Source organism: Streptomyces sp. NPDC023527 (assembly GCF_055560115.1).
Map to the genome: position 1 here is coordinate 360,082 of NZ_JBVHJJ010000006.1, position 23,844 is coordinate 383,925.

A 23,844-nucleotide genomic window follows, 5' to 3' on the forward strand; every position below is an offset into this window, starting at 1 on the left:
GGTTCCTTGAACGGGGAGAGCGGACGGACAGGCCGGCCCCCCACAGGCCGAACCGCGACCGGCGGCAGCTTAGGAAAGCCTTGCCTTAGCAAGTTCGCCCTTACTAGGCCACACGGGATTCCGTCCGGTCAAGCGGCGTGACCGATTCGTTGCCCATGGCGGACGGACCCGTCGGGGGCGTGCCGCCACCCCGGCACCAGGCGAGCTCCACCGGTTCATCACGTCAACCCTCCTGCCGTGCTACGCGCGTTGACATAAGCTGCGGCCGACCGCAATACCCGCTGTACCTGCCAATTGCACAAAGGGGAACAAATGCACGCGCCGCCGCCCCGGAAGCGCCTCGCCAGACGGCTCACCACGACCACTGTCGCCCTCGCCGCCACCGCCGGCGTCCTCGTCACCGCCTCCCCGGCGAGCGCCGACAGCTCCTGGGGCGGGCTGTGGCACCAGAAGCGGACCGTCGACGTCCAGCTGCTCTCCTTCAACGACCTCCACGGCAACCTGGAGCCCCCGCAGGGCTCCTCCGGCACCGTCAACGAGACGCAGCCGGACGGCACCACCAAGGCGATACCGGCCGGTGGCGTCGAGTACCTCGCCAACTCGCTGCGCACCGCCCGCAAGGGGCACGAGTACTCGATCACCGCCGCGGCCGGCGACATGATCGGCGCCAGCCCGCTGATGACCGGCCTCTTCCACGACGAGCCGACCATCGAGGCGCTCAACAAGCTCGGTCTCGACGCCACCTCGGTGGGCAACCACGAGTTCGACGAGGGCCGCGACGAACTGCTGCGCATGCAGAAGGGCGGCTGCCACCCCAAGGAGGGCTGCTTCGAGAAGGGCAAGAAGTTCCGCGGTGCGGACTTCCCCTACCTGGCCGCGAACGTGACGGACGAGAAGACCGGCAAGCCGCTCTTCAAGCCGTACACGATCTGGAAGCACAAGGGCGTGAAGATCGGCATCATCGGTCTCACCCTGGAGGGCACCCCGGACGTCGTCACGGCCGAGGGCGTCAAGGGCCTGAAGTTCGCCGACGAGGTCGAGACGATCGACAAGTACGCCAAGGAGCTCGACCGCCAGGGCGTGAAGTCCATCGTCACCCTCATCCACGAGGGCGGCATGCCCGCGTCCGGCTCGTACAACTACAACTGCGACACCCCGGGCGCCGGTGCCGGCATCTCCGGCCCGATCGTGGACATCGCGAAGAAGGTCACGCCGAAGGTCGACGCCTTCGTCACCGGCCACACGCACCAGGCCTACGCCTGCACCATTCCCGACCCCTCGGGCGCACCGCGCACCGTGACCTCGGCGGCCTCCTTCGGCCGGCTCTACACCGACACGACCCTCACCTACGACCGCCGCACCAAGGACATCGTGCGCACGGCCGTGAAGAGCCCGCGCGCCGGCAACCACGTCGTGGACCGCGTCCAGCCGAAGGCGGCCGACATGACCGCCCTCATCGACCGCTGGAAGAAGCTGGCCGCGCCGGTGGCCAACAAGCCGGTCGGCTACATCTCCGCCGACATCAACGGCCGCGGCTCCGAGGCGTACGAGAAGCCGCTCGGTGACGTCATCGCCGACGCACAGCTGGAGGCCCTCGCCCCCGCCGACAAGGGCGGCGCGCAGATCGCCTTCATGAACCCCGGCGGCATCCGCTCCGACCTCGCCTACAAGGCGTCGGGCAGCGAGGGCGACGGCGTGGTGACGTACGGCGAGTCCTTCACGGTCCAGCCCTTCACCAACATGATGGCCACCGCCGACCTCACCGGCGCCCAGGTCATCGCCGTCCTCCAGCAGCAGGTCAGCGGCCCCAACCAGGCCGACCCGAAGATCCTCCAGATCAGCAAGGGCCTGACCTACACGCTCGACCTCAAGAAGTCGGGCGCGGACCGCGTCGACCCCGCGTCGGTCAAGCTGAACGGCACCGCGATCGACCCGGCGAAGACCTACCGCGTCGCGGCGAACGCGTTCCTCGCGGGCGGCGGCGACGGCTTCCCGGCGTTCAAGGAGGGCAAGAACACCCGGATCGGCGCGTCCGACCTGGACGTCTTCAACGCCCACCTCGCCAAGCACTCCTCGGCGACCTCTCCCCTGGCTCCGCCGAAGGCGGACCGCATCACGGTGGTGAAGTAGCCGCACCGGTCGGTGAGGGCGGCTTCGGCACGCACCGCGGGCCGCGAGCCCTCACCGACCGCACCCCCACGCGCTACGGCGCGGCGTGCGCGGCCACCCACGGCACGGGGTGCGCCCACCTCGGCAACGGCCTGCGCGTCAACCGCCCCACAGCGCAGGCGTGAACACACGCCGCGCGCCCGTCGGGGAAGGATCGCCCATCCTCCGGCAGCACTGGCCGAGCCGGCCGGCGGGTTGGTGTCAGCCCCAGGTCAGGATGACTTCGCCGTTGTGGCCGGCACCTGTCACGACGGCGCCGTTCCCTGTCTCGCCCGAATGGCCGTCATCTGTTCCCTTGCTGGAGTCGGCGCCATTGCCACCCCAGTCTCCGGCGCCGCCCTGCCCGCCTTCACCAGCGTTCCCACGAGCCTTCTTCGTGGGGTGCCCACCCTTGCCACCGGGGCTCGGCAGGCCGCCGATGCCGCCCCACCCCTGGCCATGGCCGTCCTCCCCCTTATAGGCGTCCACGCTCCCATGGCCCGTTTCTCCGGGGGAGTTGCTGCCGTCCGACCCGCCGGTGCAGGCCCCCTCGCCTCCAGCGCCACCGGGGGCGGCAGAGCCACCGGCGCCACCGTCGGCATTCTTGCCGTGGTAGAACTCGCCGCCCCATTCCCCGCCGTAGCCGCCCTGTCCGCCCTTCCCGGCCTGGCCTCCCTTTCCGCCATCGGCCACTGCGGGAGTGCTGCCGTCCGGCAGGGTCAGGGAACTGGCACCGCCGTCGATTCCGGCGGTTCCGTCCGTGGCGTGTCCGCCGCGCTCGCCGTAACGCTGGTAAGCCGCCTTGCCTCCGGCACCCTTGTCGCCTCCGGACCCGCCGGCCCCGCCCCGCCCTACGGTGATGGTCAGGGCGCTGCCCGCGGTGACCGCCACGGTGCACACGGTGTGGCCCCCGCCGCCACCACCGCCTCCTCCGGTGCCGCCACCGCCGCCACCGGCCCCACCACCGAATTTGGTCCAGTCGTAGCCGCCCGCGCCGCCACCCGCGCCCCCACCGCCACCCGCACCGCCGCCGCCGGAACCCCACAGCTCGACGTTGATCGAGGAGACACCCTCAGGCACAGTGAATGTGGCCGTTCCATGCCGCCAGAATTTCTTGGTGTGGCCGGCGGCCGCGTGCGCCGGCGATGGCAGTGCGGGCAGGAGAGCAAGGGCAGCGGTGACGGCCAGCAGTTGTGCACTCCTGGCCCGGTAGGCCTGTGTCATACGGACTCCTGTGAAGGGAAGCGGGGGCCGCACCGGCGCGGCCCCCGAGGCGGTGGTCCGGCCCGTGGGCAGGGCGCTTGCCGGGGCAAGGCCCCACCCACGGGCTTCCTCGCACCAGGCGCGGTGGAGCACCGGCACGAGAGGAAATGGCGCTACTTCGCGGCCGAGTCGGCAGTGGCGCCGGCACCGGAAGTGACGCTCTGAACCGCGGAGTTGGCGGTGTCCTTCAGGTTGGTGACCGGGCCGGGTTCCGGGGCGGCGGGGGCCGCTCCCTGGCCGGGGGAGCTGGGGGAGGACGCGTCCGAGGAGCCGGAAGCCTTGGAGTCGTACTGGTAGGTGTCGGTGACCTTGTGCTCCTTGGTGATCTTCCCCGGGGCGGGGGAGACGATCGCCACCGGCAGCGGGCCCAGGCCGCGACCGTGGTCGTCGGCCATCGCGGCGGACGCCTGGCCGACGACCAGGGCGGACGCGGCGACGGCCACCGCGGCGGCGGCCAGACGGGTACGTGCAGAGAACATCAACTACTCCTTGATGAGAGGGACTTGAGAAGTCGGCCGAGAGCGAAAGCGGCTGGCTTGTCGACTGGAAGGCCGGTGCCGCGTTGACTGCCGGACAGCCGACGAGGAGGAAACACCGCGGAGAGGATCCGGCGGCGGGGACCGTTCCTACGGGCCGCCGAGCACGCCGGTCAAATCGTCCGATGAACAGGCCGGAAAAGATGCCGCACACGGGCTCGATACCTGAAAGCGATATCGAGCAATGCTCGATCGCCCCGCTTCACAGACCGGCTGGACGTCAACTCAAACCTGGACCGCGGTACCGGATGGATGAACCCGCTCCCGTACTGGAACCACCGGACGGTCTTGATGACCTGCACTCCCCTTTGGAGTGACAGCGGCCACCGAAATGGTCATCACACCGCTACGAGGGACCTATCGCCGCCCACACCGGATCACGCGTTTTCGCCGCGTCGTGTACATAGCGGGTGCGGTGGTGCGCGCCCGGCGCGCGCCACCGTGCGAGGGGGGCGGCTGTCGCTTGTCGGCCCACGCCGACGCTCACGTCGACATCGCCGGTCTCGTGGACGCGGACAGCAACGGCGTGATCGGCCTGAGCGGCCCCGGCGGCTCCTCCATCCTCGACCGCCGAACGTCCTGTCGTCCGTCCTCCGACCGCCCCGGCCGCCGCTGGGCCGTGTCCGGCGGAGCTTCGGCTGCGGGCCGTCTTTGCCGCCTGAGGCGGCGAGCGCCCTGCGGGCGCGTCCTCAAGCTCCCCCGGCTACCGCTGGGAGGTGCCCCCGGACGGGCTTGATCTGGCTGGGCTCAGCCGATGCCGGCCCGTCCGGCGTTCGACGGCACCGCCGCGCGCGGCGGTGGTGCGGACGCCACGGCCCGCGGCACCCGCTCGGATGATCCACCGAACACGCCCTCAGAGCTGCCTGACCTCCGCGCCGGCCTTCGCCGTCAGCTGCTGGGCGATGTCCATCAGCGCCCGCCCGCCCGCGAGCTCCTCACCGATCCTTCGCTCGTCGGGATCCCGGGAGTCACGCGTCGTCTGCCCGCGCCCCCGCAGCTCCGTACCGTCGCGCAGCCGCAGCAGGGCGGCCGCGCGCGTATGCGTGTCGTCCTCATCGAACTCGACTTCCACGTGCCAGCCGGCTACCTGCATGGTGTGTACCTCCGCGACGCGTCCGGGTGAAGGGCCGGGGCTCCGCCCCCGGTCCTCGATCTCCCCCAGCTACCGCTGGGAGGTGCCCCCAGACGGGCTTGATCTTCAAGCCCGGCCGGCGATTGGGCCAACGGGGGCCTGGGGGCTTGCCCCCAGTTACGGGAAGGGGCGGGTAGGGGAAAAATCAATCCACGGCCAACCACTCCGTACCCGCACCCCACCCACCCTCCAGCCGCCCCGCCCCGAAGATCACCCATCCGGATCGCCGACCGGCCCTTATACCGGGCATACCCACTTCTGTCGGCCTTCTCAGCACTCATTCAGACTGTTCTCATGTAGGACGAGCACAGTCATCACCATGACGGACAACCACCGCCCCGACCGCACCCCGGCCCCGCACCCCCAGCCGCACGCGTACCCGCCCCCGCCCCCGTACGCGCCGCAGCCCGCCACCACCGCCACCGGAGTCCCCGTCCAGCCCGGCGAGGGCACCGGCACCGGCGACTGCGCCGGCTTCGCCGCCCCGGCCTCCAACGGCACCCACGCCGCCCCCCGCACCCGCCGCCCCGCCGCCCTCCTCGCCGCCTGCGCGATCGTCGCGGCCGTCGTCGGCGGCGGCTCCGCCGCCCTCGTCGGCGAGCTGACGCATACGGCCGACGGCACCGGCACCGGCGCGCCCGTGCAGAACGTCTCCTCCAAGAGCAGCGGCGTCGCGGCCGTCGCCCAGGCCGTCAGCCCCAGCATCGTGGAGATCAAGGCCGCCACCACCTCCGGCCAGTCGACCGGCTCCGGCGTGGTCATCAGCCGCGACGGCGAGGTCGTCACCAACAACCACGTCGTCGCCGGCGCCGACTCCGTCAAGGTCACCTTCAGCGACGGCAGCGCCAAGACCGCCAAGGTCGTCGGCACCGACCCCGACAAGGACCTGGCGCTCATCAAGGTGCAGGGCGCGAGCGGCCTCAAGGCCGCCTCCCTGGGCGACTCCGGCAAGGTCAAGGTCGGCGAGGACGTCGTCGCCATCGGCTCCCCCGAGGGCCTCACCGGCACGGTCACCAGCGGCATCGTCTCCGCCCTCGACCGCGACGTCACCGTCTCCAAGGAACAGGGCCAGGCCCCGCAGCAGCGCCCGGGCCGCGGCACGCCCCAGTGGCCGTTCGAGTTCGGCGGCGAGCAGTACAACGGCGACACCGGCTCGTCCAAGACCACCTACAAGGCCATCCAGACCGACGCCTCCCTCAACCCCGGCAACTCCGGTGGCGCCCTGATCAACATGAGCGGCCAGATCATCGGCATCAACTCCGCGAACGCCTCCGGCTCGTCCGCCGGCTCCGGGGACTCCGGCGGCAGCGTCGGCCTCGGCTTCGCCATCCCCATCAACACCGTCAAGGCCGACCTCGCCAAGCTGCGCGCCGGCGGCACCGGTGGCTGATCCCGCCGCCCCCACCGGCATGCGACGCTGAGGGGGTCCGCACCCCGACCCCGTGAGGTAAGCCGATGAGCCCCGCCGACCACGGCGACCAGCCCGCCCGCATCCTGATCGTGGACGACGAGCCCGCCGTCCGCGAGGCGCTGCGCCGCAGCCTCGCCTTCGAGGGATACGGCACGGAACTGGCCGTCGACGGGCTCGACGCGGTCGAGAAGGTCGCCTCCTACGCACCCGAACTGATCGTCCTGGACGTGCTGATGCCCCGCATGGACGGCCTCACCGCCGCCCGCCGGCTGCGCGCCTCCGGAGTCACCGTGCCCATCCTCATGCTGACGGCCCGCGACACCGTCGGCGACCGCGTCACCGGCCTCGACGCCGGGGCCGACGACTATCTCGTCAAGCCCTTCGAGCTGGACGAGCTGCTGGCCCGCATCCGCGCCCTGCTGCGCCGCAGCTCCTACGCGGCCGCGGCCCCCGCCGCCGACGACCACACCCTCGCCTTCGCCGACCTGCGCATGGACCTCGCCACCCGCGAGGTGACGCGCGGCGCCCGGGCGGTCGAGCTGACCCGCACCGAGTTCACGCTGCTGGAGCTCTTCCTCACCCACCCGCGGCAGGTCCTCACCCGCGAGCAGATCCTCAAATCGGTCTGGGGCTTCGAATTCGAGCCCTCCTCCAACTCCCTGGATGTCTACGTCATGTATCTGCGCCGCAAGACCGAAGCGGGCGGCGAGCCGCGCCTGGTGCACACCGTGCGCGGCGTGGGCTACGTCCTGCGGGCGGACGGCGCGGAGTGAGCGCACCGAACGGGCCGAACGGGCCGGGGGCGTCGCCCGGGCGGTTCCGGCGACTGCCGCTGCGATCACGGCTGGCGCTGCTGACGGCGGTGGCCGTGGCGGTCGCCGTCGCGGCCGTCGCGGGCGTGTCCTGGGTGGTGCTCAAGCAACAGCTCGAACAGCAGCGAGACACCACCCTGACCAATGTGCGCCCGGCGGACGACACGGTCGTGGACCTGCTGCGCACCTGCGGCGCCGGGCAGCGCCCGTACCCCAGCCCGTACACCGTGCAGGTCATCACGACGTCCGGCACGGTCTGCACCACCGCGGGCAAGTCACCGGTCGAGGTGGGCGCCGCCGACCTGACCGTCGTACCGGACCAGGACCCCGTGCTGCACGACGCGCGGGCCAAGGACGGCAAGGAGATGCGGGTCGCCACCTCGGCGAGCCGGGTGCGCGGCGTGTACGCCGTCACCATCGCCCAGCCGGTCAGCGACATCGACAAGCCGCTCAACAAGCTCGCCCTGGTGCTGGCCCTGACCGCCGGCGTCGGCGTCCTCGGCGCCGCCACCGCCGGCCTGTGGATCGCCCGCGCCGGCCTGAGCCCCGTCGACCGGCTCACCGGCGCGGTCGAGCACATCGCCCGCACCGAGGACCTGGCCGTACGGATCCCCGTCGAGGGCGAGGACGAGATCGCCCGCCTCTCGCGCTCCTTCAACTCCATGACGGCGGCCCTCGCCTCCTCCCGCGACCGCCAGCAACAGCTGATCGCCGACGCCGGCCACGAGCTGCGGACGCCCTTGACGTCGCTGCGCACCAACATCGACCTGCTGGCACGCAGCGAGGACACCGGCCGTGCCATCCCGCCGGAGGACCGCAAGGCCCTCCTGGCGAGCGTCAAGGCCCAGATGACGGAGCTGGCCGCGCTGATCGGCGACCTCCAGGAGCTCTCCCGCCCGGACGGCGCGCCCGGCAGCGGCCCGGTGCAGGTCATCGCCCTCCACGAGACCGTGGAACGCGCGGTGGAACGGGCCCGGCTGCGCGGCTCGGGCCTGACCTTCGAGGTGAGCCTGGCCGACTGGTACGTACGAGCCGAACCGGCCACCCTGGAGCGGGCGCTGGTGAACCTCCTGGACAACGCGGTCAAGTTCAGCCCCCCGGCCGGCGTGGTCGAGGTGACCCTCTCCCACGGCGAACTGACCGTACGCGACCACGGCCCGGGCATCGCCGCCGACGAACTCCCCCACGTATTCGACCGCTTCTGGCGCTCCCCTTCCGCGAGGAGCCTGCCCGGCAGCGGCCTGGGCCTGTCGATCGTCGCCCGCACGATCCGACAGGCGGGCGGCGAGGTGACCCTGAGCCCGGCAGCGGAGGGCGGAACGGTGGCATCGATACGCCTACCGGGCGCGACAACACCACCGCCCACCCCAGCCGAATCCAGCCCGTCCGGCGCTTGAGGACCGGGGCCCGGGGCGGAGCCCTGAGCACCCCACCCAGCCCGTCCGGCGTTTGAGGACCGGGGTCCGGGGCGGAGCCCCGGTTACGGGAAGGGGCGGGGCTGGGGAAAGAAAACGTCAGCGCCCAGCAAGCGCCCCCGCCGCCACCTCCCCAATCGCCTTGACGGCCACATCCACCTGCTCCGCAGAGACATCAAGATGCGTGACAACACGAACAGTCGTAGGCCCGAAAACACTCACCCGAACCCCATGCTCCGCAAGAACCCGCCGCCCGAACTCCGCCGCGGAAACCCCCGTCGCCCCCACATCGAACAACACGATGTTCGTCTCGACATGCTCAGGCCGCACCGACAGCCCCTCGATCTCCGCCAGCCCCTCCGCCAGCGCCCGGGCATTGGCGTGGTCCTCGGCCAGCCGCCCCACATGGTTCCGCAGCGCGTAAACACCCGCGGACGCGATGATCCCCGCCTGCCGCATCGCCCCGCCCCACCGCTGCTTGAGCCGCCAGGCCCGGTCGATGAACTCCCGCGTACCCGCGAGCATCCCGCCGACCGGCGCCCCGAGCCCCTTGCTCAGGTCGATGAAGACGGAGTCGAAGAGCGCGGCGTACGTACGCGGCTCGACGCCGCTCGCCGTGGAGGCGTTGAGGAGCCGCGCACCGTCCATGTGCGTCCACATGCCGTGCTCCCGGGCGATGCCGGTGATCTCCTGGAGGTGACCCAGCGGCCAGACCGTGCCGCCGCCCGCGTTGGACGTCTGCTCGATGACGACACCGCTGGTGACGGGCGCGTAGCGGCTGGCGGGGCGGATCGCCTCCCGGAACTGCTCGGGCGTGAAGACGCCGCGCTCGCCGTCCAGGCCGCGCACGTTGAGGCCGCTGAGCGCGGCGGGCCCGCCGACCTCGTAGTTGATGATGTGCGCGGTCCTGTCGGTGAGGACCTCGTCGCCGGGGCGGGAGTGGACGGCCAGCGCGATCTCGTTGCACATGGTGCCGGAGGGCAGGAAGACGGCGGCTTCCTTGCCGAGGAGCTCGGCGGTCATGGTGTTGAGCTCGTTGACGCTGGGGTCCTCGCCCTTCTGCTCGTCGCCGAGCAGGGCCTCGGCCATGAAGGTGCGCATGGCGGCGGTGGGAAGGGTGATGGTGTCGCTGTACAGGTCGACAAGCGGACGCTGTACCTGGGCTACCTGGGCAGGAGTACTCACGTGCGTGCTCTTTCGTCGGGTGTGACGCTGCGAGGTCGCGTCGGGGTGTGACGCGGTGGTGGCCGTCGGGTGCGACGGCATGAGAGGTACGGGTGGTGACGCACCGATCACGTACGGGCAGTGCGTGAGGGTGTGACCGACCGCGCGATGCCGGCCCGGAGGGGGCGGCGCCGCGTGGCGGGGTCTACTGAGGGGTGCCTACTGGTCGTCGCCGAAGACCGGCCGCAGATAGCCGGCCGCCGAGGCGGCGCGGATGCCGGCCTCGTCGGCGGTCGCGCCGGTGCACCACAGCGTGCCGTATTCGCTGCGCTGGTCCTTGGCGTCGGGCAGGACGTCGCCGGTCCGGGCGGTGATGCGGATGTCGCGCAGGCCCGGTACGCGCTCGGCGAGGTTCCGGCCGGCGACGTCCTCGAAGCGGCCGCCGCGCTTGGCGTAGAGGGCCTGTTCGGCGGCGGCGCCGACCGGCTTCGGCGCGTGGACGGGCTCGCCGAGGTAGGAGGCGATGACGCCGTCGAAGACGTTCCAGTCGAGGGCGGCGGAGACCATGGTGGAGACGTTGCGCCCGGCGAAGCGGGGGTTGAACTCCACGACCTTGGGCCCGTCGGCGGTGAGCGCGAACTCGATGTGGGCCGGCCCGTTCTCGTACGCCATCAGGCGGGCGAGGTCGGCGCAGACGCGCTCGATCCGCTGGTGGGTGTCGGCGGAGAGGTCGACGGGGAAGCGGATGGCCAGCTCCATGAAGTACGGGAGCTCGCTCATGATGCGGTCGCTGATGCCCAGGACGTGCGGGGTGCCGCCGGTGTAGAGCACCTCGGCGCTGACGACCGGGCCGATCAGGAACTCCTCGACCAGCGGCACGCCGCCCTGGCCGTCGGACTCGGCGAGGACCTCGGCGAAGTGCCAGCGCAGTTCGTCGGCGTCGGCGGCGGAGACCACGCCGTAGCTGCCGGTGCCGATGGAGGGCTTGAGGACGACGGGGTAGCCGGTGGCCTCGGCCGCGGCGAGGGCGGTGGCGAGGTCCGGGGCGGCGGTGCTCCGGGGGGCGGGGATGGCCTCGGCGGCGCAGGCGCGGCGGAAGGCGTGCTTGTCCTGGGTCAGCCGCACGGAAGCGGTCGACAGGAAGGGGATGCCCAGCTTCTCGGCCGCGGTGGCGGCGGGCAGCAGGTACTGCTCGTTGGGCGCGATGAGCGTGAACTCGCCGCGGCCGCGGAGCTGCTCGAAGAGCTCGGTGAGCTCCTCGACGGACCGGGTCTCGCGGACGTACACCTCGATCGTGCCGGACTCCAGCAGGTCGCGGAGCGGGTCCTTGGTGTAGCGGCCCTTGTCGCGGGTGACGAAGGTGACCCGGCCCGCCTTGCGTGCGGCGGCCTCGACGACCCGGAGGCCGGTGCCGCTGGTGAGTGCTTCGACGATGACGATGTGATCGGCCATGATGCCGGTCTCATTTCTTGTGTGGAAGTGACGAGATGTGCTGCGGCGACGGGCTGCCGTGCTGCTACGAGACGTGTCGCGGCGACTCCCGCCGCGACGCGGAGGCGGCGGGGCCGGAGCCCGCGCCCGCGTTCCCCGGCCGCCGGGACAGCAGTCGCGGGGCGAGGACGACGCCCAGCGCCGTGAGGAGGGAGAGGGCGGCCGCGACGAGGAACGGCGACCAGCTCACCCATGAGCCGGCGGTGGAACCGCCCGCGACGGCCGTGCCCAGGGCGCCGCCGGTGGACTCCGCGATGCCCCAGACGAGGCCGGCGAAGCCGAAGGCGGCGAAGCTGTTGCCGGCGGCCTTCTTGGCCATGATGCTGTCGGCCGCGGGCGACCAGACCAGTTCCGAGAAGGTGAAGACGGCGGCGCCCACGAAGATCACGGGCCATGCCGGTCCCCGGCCGGGCACGAACAGCACCAGTCCGGCGGCGAGGAGGACCAGGCCGAGCGCGATGACCGCCTGGTCGCCCCGCTTGCGCGAGAGGCTCTCCATGCGCCGGGCGACGATCCCCTGGAACAGCACGATCAGGATCGCGTTGACCAGGAAGAGCATGCTGATGACGCGGGTGGAGACGGACGTGCCCACGTACATGGGCAGCACATTGGCGAACTGCGCGTAGGCCAGCCACAGGGTGGCCGTCACGCAGGACCACAGCAGGACCTGGCGGTTGGGCAGCCCGAAGCGGGCGGCGCCCTTGGCCGGTGGGGTGGCCGTCACGTCACCCGGCGCACGGGCGGCCAGCACTGCCGCCAGCGCGAACACACCGGCCGGTATCAGGGGGAAGGCGCGCCCGGTCGCGGACATCAACCAACCGCCCACGACGGGCCCGAGGGCCGCGCCGCCGTTGATGGCCGCGTTGAGCTGCCCGAAGGCCCGCAACCGCGTCGTCTCGTCGCAGCCGTTGGCGATCAGGGCCTTGGTGCCGACGTTGGCGCACGACACGGCCGTACCGTTCACGGCCAGCACCGCGAGCCAGGACACCGGGTCGTCGAGCGAGAGGGCCACGGGTACGAGCAGCACGGCGCCCGCGACGAGATAGCCGCCCACGAGGACCACCCGCAGCCGGAACCGCACCACCACGAACTGCGTGTAGACGGCGCCGGCCCGCATGCTCAGCAGGTGCACGCCCACCGCGGTGGCGGCGAGCGACACCGGGATCCCCAGGGTGCTGTGCAGCCAGATCGCCAGGAACGGCGAGATGACGTAGTAGGCGCTGCTGCCGAGCGCCCGTGAGGCCAGCGCCGACCACAGGCCCGGCATCCTCTCGGCCGTCCCCGCCGCTTTCCCGGCAGCGTCCGCCGTACCCCCCGGTCCCGTCGGTCCCGCCGATTCCGTCGTTCTGCTCATGGTGACGCGTGGTTCCTCAGGTCGCCGTCGAGCCGCCGCGCTCCCCTCCTTCGGCGCGGCGGCCACATGCGGTCAACCGGCCGGCCACGGGGCCGACGGTTGATCACATACCGAAGACACAAACACAGACCGTACGGTCTGTTCAATGGATCCGGGTGTGATCTAGCCCTCTATCCGATAGATGCAAGGCAAGAACCCCTTACATCCTTCAATTGTTAGAGGAGTGCTAAATTCCGGTGAATCTTTGGGGACTCGGCCGAGCCCGGCCGAACCAGCCCGTCCGGCGATTGAGGACACCGCCGCGCAGCGGTGGAGCACCCCCGTGATCCGCCGGACAGGCCTACCGCGCCTTCCCCACCGGGAGCTCCACCCCGGTCACGTTCGCCCGTATCCCGTCCCGCTCCACCGTGACATCACGGAGCCGCAGGTCCGCCGCCTCCTTGGGAAGCTGGAAGGAGAGGGACAGCCGGTCGTTCAGCTCCGGGGGCCGCAGCTGCATCACGCCGGTGATCAACCGCGAGTCGACCCCGATCTTGTCCAGCAGCCAGGGGTGCTCGACGACCGCGTCGACGAGATTGACCCGGGTCAGCCGCTCCACGAACTTGGGCGCGCCCGTGAGCCGGTGCAGCCGTTCCTCGTCGCGCATCACCAGCGCCACCTCGCTCCGCGAGACCCCCATCCGCTCGGCCAGCGCGGGCACCGACAGCATCGCCTTCACCCGCGCCGCGTCGCGGGCGATGCGCTCGGCCGTCTCGCGGTGCAGGGTGAGGCCCTTGTCCTTGCCGGGGCGGTACGTGGCGACGCGCGGCACGTCGACGCTCATCCCGTCGACGTCCGTGGAGATACCGCGCTCGCCGACGCGCTGCAGCCGGGCCTGCGCCCGTAGCCGCAGCTGCTGCCCGGCCACGTCGATGCGGCCCTCGGCGGCGATCTCGTGCTCGCCGACGCCCCGGAACCTCACCTGCGAGGCGCCGAGTTCACGGTTCAGGTCGGCGAAGGCCAGGAGGACATTGCCGTCCACCTGCCCGATGACGGCCCCGCGGATGTCCTTGGGCAGGTCACCGGTCAGCCGGATGTCCTTCCCACTGGCCCGCACCTTGGCGAGCGACACCCGTCCGGCGGCGACGTGCGGCACGGTGACGTCGACGCGGTCCAGCTGCTTGGCCAACACCTGGGTGAGGAAGGGGAAGCCGTGGATGTCCACCTGCGGGGCGGCCTCCAGGTGGAGCTGCTTCTGGAGCTTCCGCTCGGCCTGCTTCTCCGCGTACAGCACCGCGCAGCGGTCGGCCAGGACGAGGAAGGCGGCGGACGCGGTGACCGCGATCAGCAGCTTCGCCGCCCGGGGAACGGCCAGGTGACGGCGTCGGCGGGGGCGGCGGCGGGAGCGCTTGGCACGACGATGGCCGGCCGGGGGCGAACCGTCGTCATCGGGGGTGACATAGCTGAAGCGGAAACCGAGGAGGTTGTCGTCGTCCTCCGGTATCTCGGACGGCTCGGTTGCCCCTGGTATCTCGGGTGCTTCAGGGTCGGCCAGGGACGCGAGTTCGTCATAGGGGTTCGGGGGAAGGGGCGGCATGCGTGTGGGGGTGCGCATCACCTCATCCCATCACGCGGGGCGCCCTCGAACGCAAGCCCTACCACTGGTACACGTGATTTGAGTGCTATTTCCGGCCGTTGCGTGGCGCACACGACCCACGGGGCATGGCGCGATCTAGCGTGGCCGCATGGCACACGCTCGAAGGCATCGCGACGACCACGCGACGGTGAAATACGAGGTACGGACGGCTGTCGGGGTTACGGACGCCGTCGGGCGTGGAAACCTCCGTATCTCCTGAACGGCAACAGCAACGGCAACTCCGACACCCCTGGAAACTCTGACAACTCAGGCATCGAAAAGAGGCCCTCGTGATAGTCGTCACCGGAGCGACCGGAAACATCGGCCGCAGTCTCGTGGAACAACTCCTCGCCGCGGGCGAGTCCGTACGTGCGTTGAGCCGTGACCCCGCACGAGCCCGGCTGCCCGCGGCCGCCGAGGTCGTACGGGCCGACCTCGGCGCCGGAGAGCCCCTGGAGCCGCTCTTCGCGGGCGCCGACGCCCTGTTCCTGAACCTCGCCGCGGCCGGCCCGACCGACCCGGCAGTGATCACGTCGGCGGCGGCCGCGGCCGGCGTGCGGCGCATCGTCCTGAACTCCTCCCTCGCCGTCACCGACACCCGGGACGAGGAGGGCTTCATCTCCCGCTGGCACCGCGCGGCGGAGCAGGCCGTCCGCGACTCGGGCCTGGAGTGGTGCTTCGTACGCGGCGGCATGTACGCCACCAATGCCCTTCAGTGGGCCGATCAGATCCGTGCCGAGGCCGTGGTGCGCGGCCCGTTCCCGGACGCGGTCGCCGCCCCCGTGCACGAGGCCGACCTCGCGGAGATCGCGCTGCGGGCGCTGCTGGACGAGGACGGGACGCACATCGGCCGGTCGTACGAGGTCACGGGCCCGGCGCCGCTCACGCTCAGGGAGCAGACGGAGGTGATCGCCCGCGCGATCGGCCGGCCGGAGGTGCGCTTCAAGCGGATCTCGCTGGAGGAGGGCGTCGCCTCGATGGTGCGGGCCGGCGCGCCGAAGGAGGTCGCCGAGGACGTGATGCGGAGCTTCGGCACGCTGGTGGGCTCGGAGGTGATCGTCACGGACGCGGTGGAGCGGGTGACGGGCCGTCCCGCCCGCACCTTCGAACAGTGGGCCCGGGAGCACGCGGACGACTTCCGCTGAGCACAGCGGGCGGCCCGCTCGGCGGGCCGCCCGAGGGGCTGGGCTAGATGGCGGTGACGTTGACGGCCGAGGGCCCCTTCACGCCGTTCTCGATCTCGAACTCGACATGCTGCCCTTCGGCGAGCGTCTTGAATCCGTTGTCCTGGATGGCCGAGAAGTGCACGAAGACGTCCTTGCTCCCGTCCTCGGGGGTGATGAAGCCGAACCCCTTGGCCTCGTTGAACCACTTGACCTGGCCCTTGAGCTTGGCCATCGCTGCCTCCAGTGTGATGTGATCGGAGATCACGGTCTCACGCGGCACGGCCTTGGGGAATGCCTTCCGGCGTACTCGATCCGGCGCCGATCAGCGCACCGTCCCCGAGCGCGACATCTCCGCCAGCGTCCCCCGCAGCATCCGCTGGAATCCGGCCATCGTCCTCCGGGCTTCCGGGGTGTCGGCATAGATGGAGTTCATATGGAGCCCCTCGGTGTCCCGGTGGAACCAGGAGCAGGTCCCGTTCGCGCGCGACGACCACACGTGCGACGCGGGCCGCCATTCCTGGTGGTTCTCCGCCCCCGGGCACTTCCTCGTGTCGATGTACGAGAAGAAGTTGACCGGGAACGGCCAGGAGCGCAGGGCGAAATGATGCGGCGCGAGCAATTCCCAGGCCCTGACGAAGGGCACGTCGATGTTCCCCATCATCTCCGTGAACCCGCTCCGTACGCCCGCCATGACCTCGGCGAAGTCCTTGCCCTCCGCCACCGAGAACTCGATGGGCATCGTATTCACGAACCACCCGACCGAATGCTTCCAGGGCCCCCGGCCGCGCTCGCTCACCGGCATGAACCCCCGGTAGACCCCCGGCCCGCCGGCCTGCCGGAGGGAGACCGCGACCGCCGCCAGCACCCCCATGAACGCCTTGCCGCCGACCTCCAGGCACCGCGCTTCCAGTTCTTCCGTCTCCCCCGCGTCGAGGATCCGGCCCGCGTCGTTCACCGTCGGGTACATACGGCCCGATTCCACGCCGAGTTCCAGCGGGAAGCGCGGGAAGAACTCCCCGTTGCGCTCGATGAACGCCTTCCAGTAATCCAGCCGGGCGTCGTCCGCGTCGATGGACAGATAGCGCTCGCACTGCTCGTGCGCGAAGTCCAAGTAGCTCCCCGCCTCGGGGAGTACGGCCTGACGCCCCGCCGCGTATGCGGCATAGGCGGTCTGGATGTCGAAGACGACATTCGCCATCGACATGCCGTCGGACACGATGTGGTCGAACGCGAGGTAGACGGTCGACGATCCCTCCCGCACCACCGCACCCATCATGAACAGCGGCCACGCGAGTGTGTCGATGCTCTTCGCGAACCGGTCGGCCAGAAAGGCCCGCAGCTCGCTCGTGGAGTCGAACTCCCCCATTTCGGTGGCGTCCAGACTGATGTCCTCCGGCGCGAACGCCTCGCACGACAGGTCCCCGGCCAGCCGCTGGAACTCGCACCGCAGCACCTCGTGGCGCCGCGCGAAGAACAACAGCGCGGCTTCGAGCGCCTTTCGGTCGAGCGTTCCCCGCACCTCGAACGTCGTCGCGAGCCAGGACGCGAACGGGTCGTTCACCTTGCGGGCTTCCTCGACCACGGAGAAGTGCTTGTCCTGGTTGAACGAGGCCCGTCTGCGGGACTCCTCCGCGCACCCGTCACCGGGCGGCTCCGCGGCCCGCAGACGCCACTCGACGACGCGTCCGGGCGCGATATCGAGCCCTTCCAAAGGAAACTGCCGCATGCTGACTCTCTCCCGCCATGGAGGAACGACTCTCCGGCTGTCAACGAGAGCGAGCCGTACGGGTGACGCGGCGCACGTCAGGCGGTCAGCTGCACCACGGTCGATTTCACGCCGAGTTCGCACCACAGCAACTTCCCGCGAAACCCTGGCCCCGACAGCGGCCCGCCGAATGCTTGGCTCCCCCAGTTGTCGGCACACCCCCGCACGATGAGGAGCCCACGGCCGCGCGTGGCGCCCCCTTCGAGCCCACGTCGGATCGCCTCGGGCCGCTCACCGAACGGCGCGGGCACGTCGGGGTTCGTGTCCCACACGGTGATCCGCACCCCGCGCCGGGTCTTGCGCACGCGCAGTTCGGCGGGGCCGTCGGAGTAGCGGTAGGCGTTGGTGACGAGCTCACTCACCAACAGCTCGGCGTCGTCCACCAGTTCGTGCAGCGCGTGGCTGCTGAGCACCCCGCGCAAGGTGATGCGCGCGATTCGCGCCGAGCGCGGGTCGTGCGGCAGATTGAGCGAGTACGACCAGGGCTTCTCCGGGGATACGGTTGCCATGAGGGCTCCTTGGAGGAGGAAAATCAGCGGATGCCGCACGGTGTCAATGCCGCCTCCCCTGCGGGGTGGCGGTGCGCTTCCGCTTCGCGGCGGGCCGGGTCAGTGGCTTGGGTCACACCGTAGCGCTGCCCGCTGAAGGTATTTAGCGCGATTGGCAAAATGGCTTGAGCTGACACTCGTGTGGGTGACGTGCACCCCGCGCACGAGCAGGGAGAAACGGTAGATGCCCGTGAGAAGCAGCCCGACGGCGCGTCAACTCCGGCTTGGTGCCGAGCTGCGCAAGCTGAGGGAGCGGGCAGGGATGTCCTCGACCGAGGCCGGTCGACTCCTCGGCACCAACCAGGCGCAGATCAGCAACATCGAGGCAAGCCGCTTCGGCGTGAGCGCCGACAGGCTGCGCGCCATGGCCCGAAACTACTCTTGTGCCGACCAGGCGTTGGTGGACGCACTGATCGAGATGGCCGTCGAGCGCAAGCGTGGCTGGTGGGAGGAGTACCGGGAGATCCTCCCGGCAGGTCTACTCGACCTGGCGGAGCTGGAGCACTACGCGGTGGAGTTGCGCACCTCGTACGTTGCGCATCTACCCGGCCTCCTCCAGACCCCGGAGCATTGCCGTGAGGTATTCCGCCAGGTCGTGCCAGCGTTGTCCCCGCCAGAGATTGAGCATCGAGTCTCACACCGAATCAAGCGTCAGGCCGTCCTGTTCCGCGATGCTCCCACCTCGTATACGGCGATCATCCATGAGGCAGCATTGCGCATGCGTTTCGGCGGTCCACGGGTTGCTCGTCAGCAGTTGGAGCACATCCTGGACATGGGCGAGCACGAACACATCAAGGTGCTGGTGATCCCGTTCGATGCCGGATCATTTCCCGGATCGGGGCAGTCCATGCTGTACGCGGTGGGGCCAGTGCCACAGCTCGACACGGTGCATCTCGACAGAGAACACGGCTCGGAGCTCCTCGATGCCGAAGCCCAACTGGAGCGCTACCGCATGGTCCTTGATCGCATGGAGTCAGCGGCCCTCAAGGAAGACGAGTCCCGCGAGCTCATCAAGAACATTATTGGCACCCTGAAAGGGGCATGAGTTGTCCGCAAAGGCTTGGCAGAAGTCCTCTTACAGCGGCGAAGGCGACGCCTGCCTCTACATAGCAGCCGCAGTCGACGGCACCGTAAGACTCCGCGAGAGCGACACCCCCGCGACGACCCTCACCACCACCCGCTCGCAACTGCTCGCACTGGTCCGCACGCTAAAGGCCGGGCAGCTCCGTGGCGACCGGTGACTCCGGCCCGGCAGAAGTCCTCCTTCAGCCAGACAGGGCCGTTCGGCCCGTACGGCACGGCGAGTGAACCGTCAGACGAGGACACCGACGCGGGCGGCGAGCCCGCGTAGCTCGGTGGTCGTGCGCCCGGAGATCAGCAGTCCGGAGACCAGGGACTTCACCGCCGGGCGGGCGTGGGTCTCTTCCGGGGCGTGGTGCTCGGCGGCCAGGAGTGCGCGGATGCAGTCGTCCCGGCGGTTCCAGCGAGCGAAGGCGGTGGCAATGTCAGTGTAGTAGCGGGCGCGGCGCTCGGTGCTGGGCAGGCTTCCGGGCGCCACCGCCTTGGCCGCGGCGAGTGCGGCGGAGGGGTCGCCGGCGGAGTTCTCCGCAGAGACCAGGTGGAGCTGGACGGTGGTGGGGCTGAATCCGCCGCCGTGATCACGCAGCACGGCGGTCGGGCCGAGCTCCCGGGCGATGGCAGCGGCCTCGCCGGTCAGTTCCCGCATCCCGGCCGCGTCGCCGGCCCGGGCGGCGGTGTAGGCGGCGGACTGGATCAGCAGGCCCCGCTGGGCCGCCAGTGCCTGCTCCCCACCACGGAGGGCGGGGTGGTCGGCGGCTGCCAGGGCGATGGACAGCGCCTGATCGTGCCAGTCGGCCTTACGGGCCAGAACCGCGAGCTGCCGCGCGGCCTCCGCGACCAGCAGAGGCTCGCCGGCGGTTTCGGCGGCCTGGCGGGCCCGGTCGGCGGCCATCCAGCCGAGTTGCTGCTCGTCCAGCTTGATCAGCATGCGCGTGGCCAGCAGGTAGCTGTGCACCAGCAGCCCGTCGTTCTCGGCGCCCTCGCCACCGGCTCGGGCGTGGGCCGCGCAGATCAGCCGGGGCAGCCGTACGGCCAGGCTGCCGTATGCGCAGGCGTGGAAGTCGGTGAAGGCTCGTTCCAGATCCGTGTGCAGGACGGCCGACGGCGGCACGGTGACGTCGGCGTGGAGGCCGAGCATGGCGTCCCGCACGTGCGCGACCAGGGCTTCGCCGACGGCGGCGTCCTCGGAGGGCGGCTTGCCGACGGGCAGGACCGAGGCTCCGACGGCCGCGGCGGCCGTGACCGCGAGGTTCGCGAGCAACTTCCTGCGCCGCACCGGGTCCTCCCCGTCTTCTCGACGAGCCGTTCCTGCCACCCTAGGGCCCGGAAGGCGGGGATAGGCGGTGGCTGGGCCGATAGCGCGCCCGTGCCGGACGTCCGGTCGCGGGGTCAGGCCGAGGGCCTGCGGGGGGATACCCAGGGCGTCGGCGAAGCGCCGCAGCACGGTGACGTCGGTCAGCGGCGAGATGCCGCGCTCGTACCGGGAGACCTGGGCGGCGGAGAACCTGGTCAGCGCACCGAGCTGGGCCAGGGTCAGGCCCTGCTTCTTGCGTGTCTGCCGGACCAGGCCGCCAACGGTCATGTCCGCCACCAGCTGTGCTCGGACCGCGTCCATACAGTCCCCGCTCGTCGGCGAGAGGTGGGCCGCCGCTCACCGTACCGGCGCCCGCGTCCGCAGGACAGAGGCTTTGCACGGGATGCAAACGGCTTTGCGGCCCACGGCAGCGCCCCTGCCACCGACGACGTGGCCGCGGTGTCCTCGGAGGGCAGGCGGCCCGGACGGCGGGCCGCCGCCGCGCATCCGAAAGGGGATGTGAGCGATGAACGTACCCAAGAGGGCCGCGATGGTGGGGCTCGGCGGCCAGGCCACCGGCGACCACCTGCCCGGCCTCGCCCAGTGCCGGCTCGCCGAGCTAGTGGGGGTCTGCGACGTCGAAGCCGACCGGGCCACCGGCGTGGCCGACACGCACCAGGTGCCCGGCTTCACCAGCGTCGAGGACCTGCTGCAGGGGGTCCGGCCGGACTTCGTCATCGCCGCGGTGCCGCACCACGCCGGCCGGGAGGTCGTCGCCGCGTGCGCCGAGGCCGGGGTGCACGTGATGAAGGAGAAGCCGTTCGCCACCGATCCCCACGAGGCGGCCGAGCTGGTCGAGCTGTGCGGAAAGGCGGGGATCGAGCTGATGGTCACCGTTCAGCGCCGCTTCCACCCCATCTACGCCGCCGCCCTCCAGATGCTGGAGCGGATCGGCGCCCCGTACCTGGTCGAGGGCCGGTACACCTTCCACTGCCCGGACCCGTCCACCGGCTGGCGCGGCCGCGCGAAGCTTGCCGGCGGCGGGTGCCTGGCGGACATGGGCTACCACCTCGTCGATCTGCTGATCTGGTACTTCGGGCTGCCCGATCGCGTCCTCGCGGGCACCTCGACCGCCGCAGCGCCGAGCGCCGAGTACGACGCGGAGGACACCGCCCTCGTCCACCTTGCCTACAACTCCGGCCTGTACGGCCCGCTGTTGGTCCCCCGCTCCACCGGCCCGAAGACCGAGCGCCTGGCCATCACCGGCCCGCACGGCACAGTCGCCGTCGAGCGCGGCACCGTGCGCCTCCTCGGCCCGGGCGGGCAGGTGATCGAGTCGCTGCTGCACGAGCCGGCCCGGCCCTGCTCGCCCGCCGTGCAGATCGACCATTTCTGCCGCCTCCTGGACGGCACCGCCCCCAACCCCTCCGGTCCGGCCGCCCACCTTCCTCACGCCGCGTTCCTGGCCGCCGCCTACGCCTCCGCCAGCACCAACCGCGCTACGGACCCGAAGGAGTTCCTGACATGAGCGACTCCCCGCTCGCCCTGCTCGGCGGCGAACCGGCCGTCTCCGCTCCGGGCCCGCACTTCGTATGGCCGCCGATCGAGGACGCCGACCGGGGCGCGGTCGCAGCCCAGCTGGAGACGGCCGTCTCGATCCCCGATCGCTCCGGCATCGTCGCCGACCTGGAGGACGCGCTCGCCTCCTACCTCGGGGTCCGGCACGTCGTGACGACCTGCACGGGGACGGCTGCGCTGCACTCGATGTACGCGGCCACCGGGATCGGCCCCGGCTACGAGGTGATCGTCCCGGCCCTGACCTTCCACGCCACCGCCACGCCGCTGTTCCACCTCGGCGCCCACCCGGTTCTCGCCGACGTCGACGACCGCGGCCGGCTCGACCTGGAGGACGCCGCCCGCCGGCTGACGGCCCGGACGAAGGCCGTCGTCGCGGTGCAGCTGTGGGGGCTGCCCGAGGACATGGACGCGCTGGTGTCGTTCGCCGACGAACACGAGCTGATGCTGCTGGAGGACGGCTCCCACGCGCACGGCGCCACCTGGAACCGCCAGATGGTCGGCACGTTCGGCACCGCGTCCGCGTTCAGCCTCAACGGCCCCAAGCCGCTCTCGGCCGGCGAGGGCGGATTCGTCGCCACCGACGACACCGAGCTGTACTACCGGGTACTGCTGCACGGCCAGTACAACAAACGGTGCCGCCGCGAGATCCCCGCCGACCACCCGCTCGCGCGCTTCGCCGTGACCGGCATGGGCCTCAAACTGCGCATCCACCCCCTCGCGGCTGCGCTCGCTTGCGCCCAGCTCGCCCGCCTGGACGACTACCTCGCCGGGCGGCAGGCCATCGCAGCCCGCATGTGCGCCGCCCTCGACGGCGTGCCGGGCATCCAGGTGCCGCACGTGCCGGTCTCCGCCCGGCCGTCCTGGTACGCACTGCCGCTACGGTACGAGCCGGCCGAGCTCGGCCGGCTGCCGCTTCAGCGGTTCCTCGACGCCGTACGCGCCGAAGGCGCCACAGAGGCGGACCAGCCGGGCTCGACCTGCCCCCTGGGCACTCACCCGCTGTTCCAGGCGCCCGGTGCCCTGCTGCCTGGATACGCTGACCGCCAGGACCTCGCCGCCGGCGACTTTCCGGTGGCCGAGCATGTGCACTCCACCACCTTCAAGCTGCCGGTCTGGCACCGCGAGGAGGACGTCCGCCTCGCCGACGCCTACACCGCGGCCGTCGCCAAAGTCGTTTCTCATGCGCAGGACTTGCTGTGAGCCCGTCTCCCCTCGACATCGCTCTGCTCGACGACCTTGCCCGCGCCGCCGAACGCGACGGCATCACCAAGACCGTCGTCGGCGCCGTCATCACCGACGACGACGGCAAGGTCCTGCTGCTGAACCGGCCGGCCGACGACTACCTCGGCGGGCTGTGGGAGCTGCCCTCCGGCGGCGTCGACGCCGGCGAGACCCTCGTCGAGGCCCTGCGGCGGGAGGTCGCCGAGGAGACCGGGCTGACGGTCACGGCTGTCGGCAACTACCTCGGCCACTTCGACTACCGCTCCGGCAGCGGACGCGCCACCCGCCAGTTCAACTTCACCGCCACCGTCACGGGGGATACGGTCACGCTCACCGAGCACGACGCGCACCTGTGGGCCGACGACACCCAGCAGAACCAGGTCTCCAGCGCCGTCCAGGCCGTTCTCGACACCTGGCGCGACCAGGCAGTCCGACCGGCTCCCGGGCCAGACCGGGCCCCGGTCGCCCGCTCCAGGAGGGCGACCGGGGCCCGCCGCTGCACGGGGCCGACGACGGGTCCCTCGTAACGGTGTGTCGACCCCGTGAAGTGGACTGGTGTCACCCGCAGGCGGTCGATGTGTCGTCATGAGGCCCCAGTAGCGCCCGGATTCAATTATTCGTTACTCGTTGGGGCATTTGAGGGGCGCTGGTCTGTCGGCGGGATACCGAGGAGGCGTCGCCGCTCCCTCCACTTCTTGTCGATTCCCGTACCTGCGTACGGACCGCCTTCGGTCGGCTCATCGGACGATTTGACCGGCCCGCCCGGTGGCCCGTAGAAGACGGGTCTGTTGCCGGGTCCCACGCCTGGTGCATGCCGTGCACGCCCCGCTGGTGGGCGCCCTGGCCCCGAA

At 71.0% G+C, this 23,844-nt stretch carries 21 protein-coding genes; 10 read left to right on the forward strand and 11 right to left on the reverse strand.

Annotated features, from left to right (window positions below):
• Positions 1–312: 312 nt before the first annotated feature.
• Positions 313–2,130, forward strand: coding sequence for a bifunctional metallophosphatase/5'-nucleotidase (locus ACZ303_RS14870; RefSeq protein WP_467338855.1), 1,818 nt, complete (start codon positions 313–315; stop codon positions 2,128–2,130).
• Between the two features lie 240 nt (positions 2,131–2,370).
• Here the strand turns inward: ACZ303_RS14870 and ACZ303_RS14875 are convergent, their stop codons facing one another.
• From ACZ303_RS14875 to ACZ303_RS14885, 3 genes are all read right to left on the reverse strand, one after another.
• The gene (locus ACZ303_RS14875; protein ID WP_467338857.1) at positions 2,371–3,372 is read right to left on the reverse strand and encodes a hypothetical protein; all 1,002 of its coding nucleotides are present in this window, start codon (positions 3,370–3,372) and stop codon (positions 2,371–2,373) included.
• Between the two features lie 152 nt (positions 3,373–3,524).
• A complete protein-coding gene (locus ACZ303_RS14880) occupies positions 3,525–3,890 on the reverse strand; it encodes a hypothetical protein (RefSeq protein WP_467338859.1) in 366 nt (121 codons plus the stop codon).
• Between the two features lie 910 nt (positions 3,891–4,800).
• Positions 4,801–5,040, reverse strand: a complete 240-nt coding sequence (locus tag ACZ303_RS14885) for a dsRBD fold-containing protein (protein ID WP_467338861.1) — start codon at positions 5,038–5,040, stop codon at positions 4,801–4,803.
• Positions 5,041–5,398: 358 nt separating this feature from the next.
• Here ACZ303_RS14885 and ACZ303_RS14890 point away from each other — a divergent pair, with 358 nt between their 5' ends.
• The 3 genes from ACZ303_RS14890 (at position 5,399) to ACZ303_RS14900 (ending at position 8,699) form a co-directional block, all read left to right on the forward strand.
• A complete protein-coding gene (locus ACZ303_RS14890; protein ID WP_467338864.1) occupies positions 5,399–6,469 on the forward strand; it encodes a S1C family serine protease in 1,071 nt (356 codons plus the stop codon).
• A gap of 65 nt (positions 6,470–6,534) precedes the next feature.
• Positions 6,535–7,263, forward strand: coding sequence for a response regulator transcription factor (locus tag ACZ303_RS14895; RefSeq protein WP_467338866.1), 729 nt, complete (start codon positions 6,535–6,537; stop codon positions 7,261–7,263).
• Positions 7,260–8,699 carry a sensor histidine kinase gene (locus ACZ303_RS14900; RefSeq protein WP_467338868.1) on the forward strand — a complete coding sequence of 480 codons (1,440 nt, stop codon included), beginning with the start codon at positions 7,260–7,262 and terminating at the stop codon, positions 8,697–8,699. The genes ACZ303_RS14895 and ACZ303_RS14900 overlap by 4 nt, the downstream gene beginning before the upstream one ends.
• 117 nt (positions 8,700–8,816) lie before the next feature.
• Here ACZ303_RS14900 and ACZ303_RS14905 read toward each other — a convergent pair whose 3' ends face one another.
• From ACZ303_RS14905 to ACZ303_RS14920, 4 genes are all read right to left on the reverse strand, one after another.
• Positions 8,817–9,902, reverse strand: coding sequence for a threonine aldolase family protein (locus ACZ303_RS14905; RefSeq protein ID WP_467338870.1), 1,086 nt, complete (start codon positions 9,900–9,902; stop codon positions 8,817–8,819).
• 198 nt (positions 9,903–10,100) lie between these two features.
• The gene (locus ACZ303_RS14910) at positions 10,101–11,333 is read right to left on the reverse strand and encodes an ATP-grasp domain-containing protein (RefSeq protein ID WP_467338872.1); all 1,233 of its coding nucleotides are present in this window, start codon (positions 11,331–11,333) and stop codon (positions 10,101–10,103) included.
• A 64-nt stretch (positions 11,334–11,397) separates the two neighbouring features.
• Positions 11,398–12,726, reverse strand: a complete 1,329-nt coding sequence (locus ACZ303_RS14915; RefSeq protein ID WP_467338874.1) for an MFS transporter — start codon at positions 12,724–12,726, stop codon at positions 11,398–11,400.
• A gap of 340 nt (positions 12,727–13,066) precedes the next feature.
• A complete protein-coding gene (locus ACZ303_RS14920; RefSeq protein WP_467338876.1) occupies positions 13,067–14,320 on the reverse strand; it encodes an LmeA family phospholipid-binding protein in 1,254 nt (417 codons plus the stop codon).
• A gap of 311 nt (positions 14,321–14,631) precedes the next feature.
• Here ACZ303_RS14920 and ACZ303_RS14925 point away from each other — a divergent pair, with 311 nt between their 5' ends.
• Positions 14,632–15,486 carry an NAD(P)H-binding protein gene (locus ACZ303_RS14925; protein WP_467338878.1) on the forward strand — a complete coding sequence of 285 codons (855 nt, stop codon included), beginning with the start codon at positions 14,632–14,634 and terminating at the stop codon, positions 15,484–15,486.
• Positions 15,487–15,529: 43 nt separating this feature from the next.
• On the opposite strand, the gene cspE is transcribed toward ACZ303_RS14925, so the two are convergent.
• The 3 genes from cspE to ACZ303_RS14940 form a co-directional block, all read right to left on the reverse strand.
• A complete protein-coding gene (cspE, locus tag ACZ303_RS14930) occupies positions 15,530–15,739 on the reverse strand; it encodes a transcription antiterminator/RNA stability regulator CspE (RefSeq protein WP_467338880.1) in 210 nt (69 codons plus the stop codon).
• 90 nt (positions 15,740–15,829) lie between these two features.
• Positions 15,830–17,233 (reverse strand): condensation domain-containing protein, encoded by a 1,404-nt coding sequence (locus ACZ303_RS14935; RefSeq protein ID WP_467338882.1) that lies wholly within the window; start codon positions 17,231–17,233, stop codon positions 15,830–15,832.
• A 77-nt stretch (positions 17,234–17,310) separates the two neighbouring features.
• Entirely contained in the window at positions 17,311–17,781 is a 471-nt protein-coding gene (locus ACZ303_RS14940) for an ATP-binding protein (protein WP_467338884.1), read from the reverse strand.
• A 223-nt stretch (positions 17,782–18,004) separates the two neighbouring features.
• Between ACZ303_RS14940 and ACZ303_RS14945 the strand changes: the two genes are divergently transcribed.
• Both ACZ303_RS14945 and ACZ303_RS14950 read left to right on the forward strand, forming a co-directional pair.
• Entirely contained in the window at positions 18,005–18,865 is an 861-nt protein-coding gene (locus ACZ303_RS14945) for a helix-turn-helix domain-containing protein (RefSeq protein WP_467338886.1), read from the forward strand.
• A gap of 1 nt (position 18,866) precedes the next feature.
• Positions 18,867–19,061, forward strand: a complete 195-nt coding sequence (locus ACZ303_RS14950; RefSeq protein ID WP_467338888.1) for a DUF397 domain-containing protein — start codon at positions 18,867–18,869, stop codon at positions 19,059–19,061.
• A gap of 71 nt (positions 19,062–19,132) precedes the next feature.
• Here the strand turns inward: ACZ303_RS14950 and ACZ303_RS14955 are convergent, their stop codons facing one another.
• Positions 19,133–20,515, reverse strand: a complete 1,383-nt coding sequence (locus ACZ303_RS14955) for a helix-turn-helix domain-containing protein (RefSeq protein WP_467338890.1) — start codon at positions 20,513–20,515, stop codon at positions 19,133–19,135.
• Between the two features lie 205 nt (positions 20,516–20,720).
• On the opposite strand from ACZ303_RS14955, the gene ACZ303_RS14960 reads away from it, so the two are divergent.
• Genes ACZ303_RS14960 through ACZ303_RS14970 form a run of 3 tightly spaced genes read left to right on the forward strand, consistent with a single transcriptional unit; the run spans position 20,721 to position 23,520 of the window.
• Complete coding sequence (locus ACZ303_RS14960; protein ID WP_467338892.1) at positions 20,721–21,722, forward strand: Gfo/Idh/MocA family protein; 1,002 nt, start codon at positions 20,721–20,723, stop codon at positions 21,720–21,722.
• On the forward strand, positions 21,719–22,972 hold the full coding sequence (locus tag ACZ303_RS14965) for a DegT/DnrJ/EryC1/StrS family aminotransferase (RefSeq protein WP_467338894.1): 1,254 nt from the start codon (positions 21,719–21,721) through the stop codon (positions 22,970–22,972). The genes ACZ303_RS14960 and ACZ303_RS14965 overlap by 4 nt, the downstream gene beginning before the upstream one ends.
• A complete protein-coding gene (locus ACZ303_RS14970; protein WP_467338896.1) occupies positions 22,969–23,520 on the forward strand; it encodes an NUDIX hydrolase in 552 nt (183 codons plus the stop codon). The genes ACZ303_RS14965 and ACZ303_RS14970 overlap by 4 nt, the downstream gene beginning before the upstream one ends.
• Positions 23,521–23,844: the final 324 nt, after the last annotated feature.